This is a genomic window from Spirillospora sp. NPDC048823 (genome assembly GCF_043198445.1).
Classification (GTDB): Bacteria; Actinomycetota; Actinomycetes; order Streptosporangiales; family Streptosporangiaceae; genus Spirillospora.
The window spans coordinates 147,359-158,982 of the sequence record NZ_JBICUT010000019.1; the positions used below are offsets into that span (position 1 = coordinate 147,359).

Below are 11,624 nucleotides of genomic sequence, written 5' to 3' on the forward strand. Positions count from 1 at the left end.
TGACGCGCAGCGGGGCGGCAAGGGTGCGGGCGCGTGGAGACGGCACCGTCAAACGTCGGTAATCGGCGGGCAACGGTGCCCTCATGACCAGGGCCGCCGCCCCGGTGCGTGGGACACCATGCCGTGCATGTCATCAGGCCCGGACCCCCGTCACGACCGCCCGATCTTCGTTCTCGGGTGTCCCCGCTCGGGGACGACGCTGCTGCAGCTGATGCTGCACTCGCACGCCCGCATCGCGATCCCGGCGGAGACGAAGTTCCTCATCCCCGCCTATACGGAGCGGTGCGAGTTCGGTGACCTCAGGGAAAGGGCGAACAGACGGGCGCTGGCGGAGTGGATCACGGCCGGGAAGGCCACCAAGTTCCACGCGCTCGGCCTCGACGCCGGTGACGTCGTCGACGAGATCGTCGCCGGGCCGCCGACGCTGGGCTCGGCGATCGGCATCGTGTTCCGCGCGTACGCCCGCCGGCACGGCAAGCCGCGCTGGGGCGACAAGCGCCCGAGCTACTTCCGGCACGCCGGCACGCTGCTGCGGATGTTCCCGGACGCGCAGTTCGTCCACCTCGTCCGGGACGGCCGCGACTGTGTCGCCTCGCTGATGGAGATGCCCTGGTACGACAGGGACGTCCACCACGCCGTGTCCGTGTGGCGGGAGGCGATCGACCGGGGACGCCGGCTGGCCGAGCGCCTCGGCCCGGACGCCTACTACGAGATGCAGTACGAGCGGCTCGTCACCGACCCCGCCGACGAGCTGACCCGGCTCTGCGGGTTCCTCGGCGAGGACTTCGACCCGGCGATGACGCGCCCCGAGGGCCTGGCCCAGCGGACCGTCTCACCCCGCAAGAAGTGGCATGGACGGACGCACGACTCCGTCACGACCAGCCGCATCGGCTCGTGGGCGGAACGCCTCGACCCCTGGGAGATCAGCCTGGCGGAGGCCGCGTTCGGCGAACGGCTCGCCGAGTACGGCTACGAGCCCAGCGGACTGCCGAAACCGCCCGCGTCCCAGCTCGCCCGCTTCACCAGGACCAGTGCCCACCGCCGCATCGCGCAGCGCAAGGCCGCCCTGCGCGAACGCTGGAAGCAGCACCACGAACCGAACCCGGTCGAATGCCTCCTCGCGGCGGAAAGCACCGTCACCTCCACCATGTGACCTGCGCCGCCACCCCGGCCGTCACGACCGGCCGGCCGTCACGACCGGCCGGCCGTCACGACCGGCCGGCCGTGGCGGCCGGGAACGTGCGGCGTCAGTCGAGGGCGGCGAGCTGGTCGGCGAACCAGCGTTGCGGAGTGAGGGCCGTCGCGGCGGCGGTGAGGCGGGCGCAGCGTTCGGCGCGCTCGGCCCGCGGCATCAGCAGGGCCTTGTGGAGCGTCTCGGCGGTCTGCGACACGTCGTACGGGTTGACCATCAGCGCGTCCTCGGAGAGCTCGGCCGCCGCGCCCGCCTCCCTGGACAGCACCAGCGCGCAGCCGCGCTCCGACAGGACGGGCCCCTCCTTCGCGACGAGGTTCATCCCGTCCCTGATCGGGTTGACGAGGAGGACGTCGGCCAGGCCGTAGGCGGCGAGGGAACGGGGATAGTCGTCGTTCACCTGCAGGATCAGCGGATCCCAGTCCGCCGTGCCGAACTCGTCGGTGATCTGCTTCGCCGTCCGCTCGACGGCCGCGGTGTACTCCCGGTACTCGGGCAGGTCATAGCGGGACGGATACGCGAACGCGAGGTGCACCACACGTCCGCGCCACTCGGGATGGTTGACGAGCAGCTCGCGGTAGGCGGCGAGACCACGCACGATGTTCTTGGACAACTCCGTCCGGTCGATCCGCACGATGAGCTGGCGGTCGCCCACCTGTTCACGCAGCGCGCGCGCCCGTTCCACGACATCCTGTTCGGCGGCGCGTTGGCGCAACGCCGTCCCGTCGACGCCGAGACCATGGACGCCTACATGCGTGACGTGTCCTGAACAGGTGACGGTACGGGCGGCACGGTCGACACGGGCCCCCGGCAGCAGTTCGCAGCAGTCGAGGAAGGCGGAGGCCCACCGCTCGGTGAGGAACCCGGCGTGGTCCGCTCCGAGGATGCCCAGAAGGATCTGCGAGCCGATGTCGTCCGGAAGCAGGCTGTAGTACTCCGGCGGCGCCCAAGGCGTGTGCGAGAAGTGGACGATTCTCAGGTCGGGACGCCGGTCGCGGAGCATCCGGGGAGCCAGCGACAGGTGGTAGTCCTGGATCGCAGCCTTCGCGCCCTGCGCGGCGTCCCGTGCGAGGGCGTCGGCGAACGCCGCGTTGTACGCCTCATAGGACTGCCAGTCGCGGCGGGCACGGGCATCGAAATGCGGGCTGCGCGGTGTCTCGTACAGAAGGTGGTGGACGAACCACAGCGTCGAGTTGGCCACGGCGTTGTACGCGCGGTGGAACGTGGCCTCGGGGATGTCGAGCATCCGTACGGCGGCGCCCCCGGTCTCGTACCCGGCCAGGTCGATGCGGCCGTCCGGGGAGCGGCGGGCGGCCGTCCGGTCGGCCTCGCCCAGGCTCGCGCACACCCACAGCACGTCCGCCGCCTCGGACGCCGCCTCGGACGCCGCCTCGGACGCCGTCTCGGTGGCGGACGGGCTGAGCGGTCCGGGGTCGCGCGGGGCTCCCGTGACGGCGGCGAGGCCCGACACCAGCCCGCCACCCCCGCGCCGCATGGTGAGCGCGCCGTCCTCGGACGACGAGAACGACACCGGGCCCCGGTTCGATGCCACCAGCACTTGGCTCATACCGGCAGGGTCTCAGTTGGGACCGAGGCGCTTCAAAGTGACCCACGTGGTTCACGCCACTGCCGAATCCGCCTGGATTAGGGCAAAGTGCGACGGGTAGTCGACTCGGATGAGCAGGGCCGAGACGACCAAGACCGTGCTCGTCGCCGGTGCGGCGAACCTCATCCTCGCGATCGCGAAGCTGATCGCCGGCGCCCTGGCCGGGTCCAGCGCGATGCTCGCGGAGGGCGCGCACTCGGTGGGGGACACCCTCAACCAGGGCCTCCTCCTCGCGTCCCTGGGGCGCAGCGAACGTCCGCCCGACCGGCGCCACCCGTTCGGATACGGCAACGAGCGGTACGTCTGGTCGCTGCTGGCCGCGTTCGGGATCTTCGTGGCCGGAGCCGGATTCTCCATCTCCTACGGCATCCTGACCATGATGGGCCGCGGCGGCACCGGCACGAGCGTGTGGCTGGCCTACGCCGTCCTCGGCCTCGCGGCCGTGCTGGAGGGGACGTCCTGGATACGCGCGGTCTACCAGGCGCGCCAGGAGACCCGCGAAAACGGCCGCGGGCTCGTCGAGCACGTCCGCCGGTCACCCGATCTGACGTTCAAGGCGGCGCTGTTCGAGGACAGCACGGCGATGATCGGCCTCGTGCTCGCCGCCGCGGGCCTCACCCTCCGCGAGATCACCGGTTCGGACGTCTGGGACGGCCTCGCCTCCGTCCTCATCGGCCTGCTGCTCGTCGTGCTCGCGTTCGGGATCGGCCGCGAGAGCACGGTGCTGCTCATCGGGCGGGCCGCCGACCCCGCCGCACAGCGCGAGATCCGCTCGGAGATCCTCGGCGCCCGCGGCGTGACCGGTGTGGACGAACTGCTCACCATGCACTTCGGTCCCGAGCAGATCCTCGTCGCCGCCAAGGTCAACTTCTCCGACGACATCAGCGCCGACGAGGCCGAGGACGTCGCCGGGGAGATCGACCGCAGGCTCAGGGAGCGGCTTCCGGCCGTCCGGCACGTGTTCCTCGACCCCACGCAGCGCACCGTCCGCCGCGGAGAACCGGCGTGATCAAGAGCGCATCCGGGTAGCGTCTCAGCCAGTGGACCTACCCGTCTGGCATCCGGTCAGATCATGTAAAGTCGACGCATACGCGTTCAAAGCGCGCTCGCTTTCACAACTGAATACAGCTCATCCAGAGGGGTGGAGGGACCGGCCCTGCGAAGCCCCGGCAACCACCCGGCTGAGGCGCACTCGCGATCCTGCGAGGCCGGCCGGGAGATGGTGCCAACTCCGGCCTGCGACCAAGGTGGCGCAGGGAAGATGGGGAGAAAGGCCTCGCCCTCATGGCACTCACGCCTGCCACTGACCTCGGACCCGCTACCGGCCTCGTCTGCCGCGAATGCGGCTCCACACGCGACCTCGGCCCGTTCTACGCCTGCGAGGAGTGTTTCGGCCCCCTGGAGATCGCCTACGACTTCGGGGGCGTCACCCGTGCGGCCATCGAGTCCGGGCCCCGCAACATCTGGCGGTACCGCGGGCTGCTGCCCGTCCCGTCCACCGTGGCCGACACGCCCAACACCGAGCCCGGCCTGACGCGCCTCGTCCGCGCCGACAACCTCGCCGAGAGCCTCGGCCTGCAGAGCCTGTGGGTGAAGGACGACAGCGGCAACCCGACCCATTCGTTCAAGGACCGCGTCGTGGCCGTGGCCCTCGCCGCCGCCCGTGAACTGGGCTTCAAAGTGCTGGCCTGCCCGTCCACCGGCAATCTCGCGAACGCCGTCGCCGCCGCCGCGGCCCGCGCCGGGATCCGCAGCGCCGTGTTCGTCCCGTCCGACCTGGAATCCCAGAAGATCATCACGACGGCGGTGTACGGCGGGACGTTCGTGACCGTCGACGGCAACTACGACGACGTCAACCGGCTCGCCTCCGAGATCGCCGGCGAGCAGGACGACTGGGCGTTCGTGAACGTCAACGTCCGGCCGTACTACGCCGAGGGCTCCAAGACCCTCGGCTACGAGATCGCCGAGCAGCTCGGCTGGCGGCTGCCCGACCAGATCGTCGTCCCGGTCGCGTCCGGCTCCCAGCTCACGAAGATCGACAAGGCGTTCCAGGAGCTGATCAAGCTCGGCCTCGTCGAGGACAAGCCCTACCGCGTCTTCGGCGCCCAGGCCGCCGGCTGCGACCCGGTCGCCGCCGCGTTCAAGGCCGGGCACGACGTCGTCCGCCCGGTGAAGCCCGACACGATCGCCAAGTCCCTCGCCATCGGCAACCCCGCCGACGGCCCGTACGTCCTGGACGTCGCCCGCCGCACCAACGGCGCCGTCGAGGACGTCACCGACGAGCAGGTCGTCGAGGGCATCCGGCTGCTCGCCCGCACCGAGGGCATCTTCGGCGAGACCGCGGGCGGCGTCACCGTCGCGACCCTCCGCAAACTCGTCGACGCCGGAACGCTCGACCCGTCCGCCGAGACCGTGATCATCAACTCCGGGGACGGCCTGAAGACCCTGGACGCCGTCGCACCCGTCGTCGCCCCGTCCGCCAACATTGCCCCGTCCCTGGACGCGTTCCGCGCCGCAGGCCTGGCCTGAGAGGAGCACCAATGAGCACCGTGTCCGTCCGTATCCCGACGATCCTGCGGACCTACACCGGCGGCGAGGCCGAGGTGAAGGCCGAGGGCGCCACCCTCCGCGCCGTCGTCGCCGACCTGGAGTCCACCTACTCCGGCATCTCCGCCCGCATCCTGGACGACAACGGCAAGATCCGCCGCTTCGTGAACGTCTACGTCGGCGACGAGGACGTCCGCTTCGCCGACGGCCTGGACACCTCCACCCCCGAAGGCGCCCAGATCTCGATCATCCCCGCCGTCGCCGGCGGCTGACGGGGCCGACTCGGTGCCGCCGCCCACGGCGCATTCGTGGGTCGTCGCAGAACCGACTGATCAACTGGCTTCGGCCAGGAGTCTGGCGAGACGCCCGGCCGGGATTCCCGGCCGGGCGTCTCGCCGTGGTGTACGGACGCCCCTACGTGCCGGCATTTCGGGCCTGCCACCTGAACAATCGTGCATTCGGGGACATAATTGCCAAGACAGAAGAATTGCCTAACATTCGGAAATATCATTAGGAGCCCGCGATGAGGATTCGATCCCCTTACGTGAGTATGTGATTCACTGCCGCTATCTTGTGGAGGCCTATCGACGCTCTTTGCTGTCGGATCTTTCCTGGAAGTAGTGATGCGTGGGCGCCCAGAAGGGCGCCGATAGTTCACGCAGGAAGGAATGGCATGAATCGAATCGCGCGAGCTGTGACGGTTACCGGTATCGCGATGGGGGCTACCGTGTTGGCGGCCCCTTCCGCGATGGCCGACATCCACATCTACGTCGTAGACAAGGCGGACATCGGGCACAACGGTCCTACCTATGTCAGCGAAAGTGGACCGGGCAACCTGAACTTCAGCAGTGTTACCGGGTCGCCTCACGCCTCGCCGAAGGTCGGGAACGAGTCGGTCAAGGTCGACGACATCAACACCAGCCTCAAGAACGGCCACGGCAACTCCGTCGTCAACGAGGTCGAGGGCTCGGAGCAGGACGAGGGCGAGGGTGGCGCGGAGGCCGCCGAGCAGGGTGGCGCGGAGCAGGCGTCCGCCGAGGGCGCCCAGCACAACACGCTGGAAGCGCAGGAGGCTCCGCAGGAAGAGGCCGCCCAGCAGGAGGCCGCCCAGCAGGAGGCCGCCCAGCAGGAGGCCGCTCCGCAGCAGGAGGCCGCTCCGCAGCAGGAGGCCGCTCCGCAGCAGCAGGAGGCACAGGAGCAGAGCGCCGAGCGGGCCGCGTCGGACGGCAAGAATGGGCACGACGGCAAGTCCGAGATCGCCCAGTGGGTGAAGAACTCGAACGTCGGGCACAACGGTCCCACCCTCGTCGGCGAGTCCGGCCCGGGCAACCTGAACTTCAGCAGTGTCACCGGGTCGCCTTACGCCTCGCCGAAGGTCGGGAACGAGTCGGTCAAGGTCGACGACATCAACACCAGCCTCAAGGGCGGCAAAGGCAACTCCGTCGTCAACGAGGTCGAGGGTTCGGAGCAGGACGAAATCGCGGATGGCGCCGCCGCCCAGCAGGGCGCCGAGTAGCAGCCTGCCGCGCGCCATGAAGTAGCTCGGATTCACAGGGCGATAAGGCCCCCAGGACGCCTGTCGGGCCGCTCCAGCGAACGCGAGTCTGGAGCGGCCGATGTCTGTCCCCTGGGAAACACTCGCGGTCGACGCCCGTTCTCAGTAGGACGGCAGGGCATGAGCGGGTGTTGTCCCAAAGCGCGTATGCCCACTGCATCGACGGTGATGAGGAGATCATGAACCGGCGCATTGATGCAGCGCTGGGGGCTCCTCCTACCCTCGTCGCGGAACGCCGCGGAACAGGATCGCGGCTTCGCCGCTCCCCCTCGCGCCCGTGTTCGACGATCGTTTCGTGATTACCGACGGATGACCGGACGCGGTGGAGCGCGGCGACACACCGGTGACGATCCCGAACGGGACTCCGGCGCAGGTGGGAACGGGTCGGGGCAGGTAGATGAACCTTCCCCCGGCGTGGATGCGCGGCGCTTGCACTCGGCAGGGTAGAGTGCTAAAAAACGGTTGGCACTCTGCTGTGGAGAGTGACAACTTCACAGTCTGGGTCGGGGCGATGAGGCCTCAGGCCGGCGACGGAATGGCAGTCGTCGGTGGGGGCCGTCCGTCGCGGGCGTCGGCTCGATCCGTCTAAGCCACCTTGTTCCGGGAGGACTGGAGCCTATGGCTGCAAAGATGATCGCGTTCGACGAGGATGCCAGGCGCGGCCTCGAGCGCGGCATGAACCAGCTCGCCGACGCCGTCAAGGTGACCCTTGGTCCCAAGGGCCGCAACGTCGTGCTGGAGAAGAAGTGGGGCGCCCCCACGATCACCAACGACGGTGTGTCGATCGCGAAAGAGATCGAGCTTGAGGACCCGTGGGAGAAGATCGGCGCGGAGCTCGTCAAGGAAGTAGCCAAGAAGACCGACGACGTCGCGGGTGACGGCACCACCACCGCCACCGTGCTGGCCCAGGCGCTGGTGCGCGAGGGCCTGCGGAACGTGGCGGCCGGTGCGAACCCGATGTCGCTGAAGCGCGGCATCGAGTCCGCGGTCGAGCGGGTCAGCGAAGAGCTGTCCAAGCTCGCCAAGGACGTGGAGACCAAGGAGCAGATCGCCTCCACGGCCTCCATCTCCGCCGGCGACCCGCAGATCGGCGAGATGATCGCCGAGGCGATGGACAAGGTCGGCAAGGAAGGCGTCATCACGGTCGAGGAGAGCCAGACCTTCGGTCTGGAGCTCGAACTGACCGAGGGGATGCGCTTCGACAAGGGCTACATCTCGCACTACTTCGTGACCGACCCCGAGCGCATGGAGGCGGTCCTCGAGGACCCGTACATCCTGATCGTTCAGGGCAAGGCGTCGGCGAACAAGGACCTGCTGCCCGTCCTCGAGGGCGTCATGCAGTCCGGCAAGCCGCTGCTGATCATCGCGGAGGACGTCGAGGGCGAGGCCCTGGCCACCCTGGTCGTCAACAAGATCCGCGGGATCTTCAAGTCCGTGGCCGTGAAGGCGCCGGGCTTCGGCGACCGCCGCAAGGCCATGCTGGGCGACATCGCCACGCTGACCGGCGGCCAGGTCATCAGCGAGGACGTGGGTCTCAAGCTGGAGAACACCACGACCGACATGCTGGGCCGCGCCCGCAAGGTCGTCATCACCAAGGACGAGACCACGATCGTGGACGGCGCCGGTGACGCCAACGAGATCGCGGGCCGGGTCAACCAGATCCGCACCGAGATCGACAACACCGACTCCGACTACGACCGCGAGAAGCTCCAGGAGCGCCTGGCCAAGCTCGCCGGCGGTGTCGCCGTGATCAAGGCCGGCGCCGCGACCGAGGTGGAGCTCAAGGAGCGCAAGCACCGCATCGAGGACGCCGTCCGCAATGCCAAGGCCGCGGTCGAGGAGGGCATCGTCCCCGGAGGTGGCGTGGCGCTGCTGCAGGCCGGCACCAACGCGTTCGACAAGCTGGAGCTCACGGGCGACGAGGCCACCGGTGCCAACATCGTCAAGCGCGCTCTGGAGGAGCCGCTGAAGCAGATCGCCGTCAACGCCGGCCTTGAGGGCGGCGTCGTGGTGGAGCGGGTCCGTAACCTCACTCCTGGTGAGGGCCTCAACGCCGCCACCGGCGACTACGTCAACATGTTCGAGTCGGGGATCCTCGACCCGGCCAAGGTGACCCGGTCCGCGCTGCAGAACGCTTCGTCGATCGCCGCGCTGTTCCTCACCACCGAGGCCGTCATCGCGGAGAAGCCCGAGAAGAACCCGGCCCCGGCGGGCGGCATGCCCGACGCCGGCGGCATGGACTTCTGATCGGCGACGTGTAACGACGCGACGTGAGAGGGGCGGCCCTTCGGGCCGTCCCTTTCGTGTGCTCGGTGTCCACAATGGGCTGCCGGCATTTCCCGGTGGGTGGATGCGCTGGCATCATGCGTACCCATGAGTGATCTCTTCAGCTCCCCCGTACTGCGTGTCGATCAGCCGCGCGGCGTCCCGGGCGCCGAATCCCGGTACCGGGTGTTCGACGGCAACGGGACGCTGCTCGCCACCGCGGGAGAGCGTGACATTTCGCGGCTCCGCCGGGCGGCGAGGACCGCCGGCGGAGGCGGGGGCAGCGGCCGGACCGTCCACGTCGAGAGCACGCAGGGTGTGCCGCTGATCTCCGTGCAGGCGCAAAAGGGAACCGGGAGCGGGGATACACACGTGAGCACGGCCGACGGTGCTCTGATCGGCTCACTGCGGAAAATCGGTGAGAAGGCCGGGTACCAGTACATGCTTCTGGACGCGGCCGAACGCCCCGTCGGCCGGCTGGACGGCAGCCGCTACGGCTACAAGTTCCGGGTGATCGACGGCTACGGCAACCATGTCGCGCAGGTCGACAAGAAGCTCAAGGGCGTCGCCACCGAGTTGCTGACCACCGCCGACAGATACTCGGTCGAAATCTTCCAGCCTCTCCACGACCCGCTCCGCGTCCTCGTGGTCGCCACCCCGATCGCGATCGATCTGATGCTGTACGAAGGTAAGGACTGGCCGATCGGGTAGTCCATTCGCCCGGTGGATTTCCCGTACCGTAGGGCGCGGAAGGGCGCGGCCTACGACGAAGCCAGGAGAGATGCATGAGCGACCCGTTCAGTTCCTCCATGCTCAGGATTGAGCAGCCTCGCCGAGGACCGTTCGCCAAATCGCGCTACAAGGTGATGGACGCTGACGGCACCGTCGTCGCCATCGCGGCACCCGCTGACGACCAGGGCCGCGCCGAAGCGATGCGGGGCATCGTCCCCGGCAAGTCGAACCTCGACGCCCGCGCCGTCCTGCTGACGACACCTGACGGGAACCCCCTTTTCCTCGTGGAGAAGCAGAAGGGACGCGACTACACCGAGATCCTCGGCCCCAAGGAGGACGCGGTCGGCTCGTTCGTCACCGAGCGGGTCGGACGCCGCTACGTCGTCTACGACGGCGACGGCACCCTGATCGGCGCGGTCGACGTGGACGTGCCGCGCAACAACTTCACCGTGCACGACAACGACGGCACCAAGGTCGCCCACGTGCGCAAGAAGTGGGCGGGCCTCGCCACGCACCTGCTGACGACGGCCGACAAGTACGAGGCCGAGATCTTCGACCCCGTCCCGGAACCGCTGCGGACCATGGCGGTCATGACGGCGATCGTGATGGACATGACCCTCCACGAGTCCAAGGAGATCACCTGACCGGACCGGGCCCCGGCCGGGGGGCTCGGGGCGGCGGCCGTCAGCCCCGTCGGCTCCGTGATCCGCTCCACCCGCGGGAGATCAACTGGCGCGGCAAGCCGGACGGTGCGGCGCGTGCGGTCCTTGAGGGAGGTCCTGCACACCGCCCACCGGATGAACGAGCTCGACGCTCGCGTCCCGTCCGTGACGACCGAGGATCTGCGCTCGACCCTCGTCCAATCGTCCGGCCACGGCCGCTGACGTTCGATGTGGCACTGATCTGTACACGGGCCGGCACCGACGTGGCCGCCGACCCGGGAATGGTGGGGGCAGTGCGCACCTGCCTCGACCGCACCGGGAATTGGAAGCCCTTTTCGGGTGAGGACCGCCGGGGTAGGTAATGAGTCGTGCAAGTCGCTCCGAGACGTACCGGCGAGTGGCGGATCTCACCCGCGATCCCCGCGGTGGCCAACCTCACCCTTGCCGCGCTCTGGATGTTCACTGCCCTCGGCGGCTGGGGCGAACAGGCCTTCTGCGGTGCGGACGGCGCCCGGGACCAGGCCTGCGTCAACGGCGTCCACGACGCCGTTCTCGTCTCCCTTGCCGCGGTGATCCCGGCGGTGGGAATCATCCTGGTGGCTCTGGCGTTGCTCTCTCCGCGACGGGATCCGGATCGTCTCAGCGGCATGCTCACTGCGGCGGCGATTCTCTGGGTCTTCGCCGAGGGGGTCGTCTTCTTGGGCGGCTACCTTGCTCAGACGGCTTGACGGCGAGAGACATAACCGCAGGTGACGCGTGGGGTTGACGGGTGATTCCGGCTCCCGCGGAACACCGCTCGGAAAAAAGCGTGAGTGTCGGTTTGACGTTGGGTCCGCAGGGGCATAATGTTCTCTCCGCCCCACAGGGCAGCGGGACGTCGAGAGGCGGCCGTGCCGTGGGGAGCCAACTTCGACCTAGCAGACACGGTTGCTCCGTGTCCGCGGTTCGTTGGTGGGTCGGAAAAGGTCGATTTTGACAATCGGGCCGGATCTGATGAAATAGCTTCACCGCCTGGAAGGTGCCGCGCAAGCGGCAGTGGAAGGGCGTTATCGGAAAAGGGCTGAA

Annotated in this window: 11 protein-coding genes and 1 riboswitch; of the genes, 10 read left to right on the forward strand and 1 reads right to left on the reverse strand. The window is 68.7% G+C overall.

Translation table 11 applies throughout. The features are described 5' to 3' along the window. Positions 1 to 127: 127 nt before the first annotated feature. The gene (locus ACGFK0_RS33070; RefSeq protein WP_392912101.1) at positions 128 to 1,153 is read left to right on the forward strand and encodes a sulfotransferase family protein; all 1,026 of its coding nucleotides are present in this window, start codon (positions 128 to 130) and stop codon (positions 1,151 to 1,153) included. A gap of 94 nt (positions 1,154 to 1,247) precedes the next feature. Here ACGFK0_RS33070 and ACGFK0_RS33075 read toward each other — a convergent pair whose 3' ends face one another. Beyond that, the gene (locus tag ACGFK0_RS33075; RefSeq protein WP_392912103.1) at positions 1,248 to 2,759 is read right to left on the reverse strand and encodes a trehalose-6-phosphate synthase; all 1,512 of its coding nucleotides are present in this window, start codon (positions 2,757 to 2,759) and stop codon (positions 1,248 to 1,250) included. A gap of 109 nt (positions 2,760 to 2,868) precedes the next feature. Here ACGFK0_RS33075 and ACGFK0_RS33080 point away from each other — a divergent pair, with 109 nt between their 5' ends. The 9 genes from ACGFK0_RS33080 (at position 2,869) to ACGFK0_RS33120 (ending at position 11,287) form a co-directional block, all read left to right on the forward strand. Next, a complete protein-coding gene (locus ACGFK0_RS33080; protein WP_392912105.1) occupies positions 2,869 to 3,807 on the forward strand; it encodes a cation diffusion facilitator family transporter in 939 nt (312 codons plus the stop codon). 117 nt (positions 3,808 to 3,924) lie between these two features. Next, a riboswitch (SAM riboswitch) is annotated at positions 3,925 to 4,066 on the forward strand. A gap of 16 nt (positions 4,067 to 4,082) precedes the next feature. Continuing rightward, entirely contained in the window at positions 4,083 to 5,327 is a 1,245-nt protein-coding gene (thrC, locus tag ACGFK0_RS33085) for a threonine synthase (RefSeq protein ID WP_392912108.1), read from the forward strand. A gap of 11 nt (positions 5,328 to 5,338) precedes the next feature. Further along, positions 5,339 to 5,617 carry a MoaD/ThiS family protein gene (locus tag ACGFK0_RS33090; protein WP_392912110.1) on the forward strand — a complete coding sequence of 93 codons (279 nt, stop codon included), beginning with the start codon at positions 5,339 to 5,341 and terminating at the stop codon, positions 5,615 to 5,617. A 476-nt stretch (positions 5,618 to 6,093) separates the two neighbouring features. Next, positions 6,094 to 6,861, forward strand: a complete 768-nt coding sequence (locus tag ACGFK0_RS33095; RefSeq protein ID WP_392912112.1) for a hypothetical protein — start codon at positions 6,094 to 6,096, stop codon at positions 6,859 to 6,861. A gap of 657 nt (positions 6,862 to 7,518) precedes the next feature. Next, positions 7,519 to 9,147, forward strand: coding sequence for a chaperonin GroEL (groL, locus tag ACGFK0_RS33100; RefSeq protein ID WP_392912115.1), 1,629 nt, complete (start codon positions 7,519 to 7,521; stop codon positions 9,145 to 9,147). 126 nt (positions 9,148 to 9,273) lie between these two features. After that, a complete protein-coding gene (locus ACGFK0_RS33105; RefSeq protein ID WP_392912118.1) occupies positions 9,274 to 9,876 on the forward strand; it encodes a phospholipid scramblase-related protein in 603 nt (200 codons plus the stop codon). Between the two features lie 74 nt (positions 9,877 to 9,950). Continuing rightward, positions 9,951 to 10,541, forward strand: a complete 591-nt coding sequence (locus ACGFK0_RS33110; protein ID WP_392912120.1) for a phospholipid scramblase-related protein — start codon at positions 9,951 to 9,953, stop codon at positions 10,539 to 10,541. A gap of 114 nt (positions 10,542 to 10,655) precedes the next feature. Continuing rightward, a complete protein-coding gene (locus ACGFK0_RS33115; RefSeq protein WP_392912122.1) occupies positions 10,656 to 10,781 on the forward strand; it encodes a hypothetical protein in 126 nt (41 codons plus the stop codon). 203 nt (positions 10,782 to 10,984) lie between these two features. Next, positions 10,985 to 11,287, forward strand: coding sequence for a hypothetical protein (locus ACGFK0_RS33120; protein ID WP_392912125.1), 303 nt, complete (start codon positions 10,985 to 10,987; stop codon positions 11,285 to 11,287). The last annotated feature ends 337 nt before the right edge of the window (positions 11,288 to 11,624 follow it).

Coding starts and splice junctions, on each gene's coding strand:
- ACGFK0_RS33070 (WP_392912101.1), top strand. CDS start 128: ATGTCATCAGGCCCGGACCCCCGTCACGACCGCCCGATCTTCGTTCTC.
- ACGFK0_RS33075 (WP_392912103.1), bottom strand. CDS start 2,759: ATGAGCCAAGTGCTGGTGGCATCGAACCGGGGCCCGGTGTCGTTCTCG.
- ACGFK0_RS33080 (WP_392912105.1), top strand. CDS start 2,869: ATGAGCAGGGCCGAGACGACCAAGACCGTGCTCGTCGCCGGTGCGGCG.
- thrC (WP_392912108.1), top strand. CDS start 4,083: ATGGCACTCACGCCTGCCACTGACCTCGGACCCGCTACCGGCCTCGTC.
- ACGFK0_RS33090 (WP_392912110.1), top strand. CDS start 5,339: ATGAGCACCGTGTCCGTCCGTATCCCGACGATCCTGCGGACCTACACC.
- ACGFK0_RS33095 (WP_392912112.1), top strand. CDS start 6,094: ATGGCCGACATCCACATCTACGTCGTAGACAAGGCGGACATCGGGCAC.
- groL (WP_392912115.1), top strand. CDS start 7,519: ATGGCTGCAAAGATGATCGCGTTCGACGAGGATGCCAGGCGCGGCCTC.
- ACGFK0_RS33105 (WP_392912118.1), top strand. CDS start 9,274: ATGAGTGATCTCTTCAGCTCCCCCGTACTGCGTGTCGATCAGCCGCGC.
- ACGFK0_RS33110 (WP_392912120.1), top strand. CDS start 9,951: ATGAGCGACCCGTTCAGTTCCTCCATGCTCAGGATTGAGCAGCCTCGC.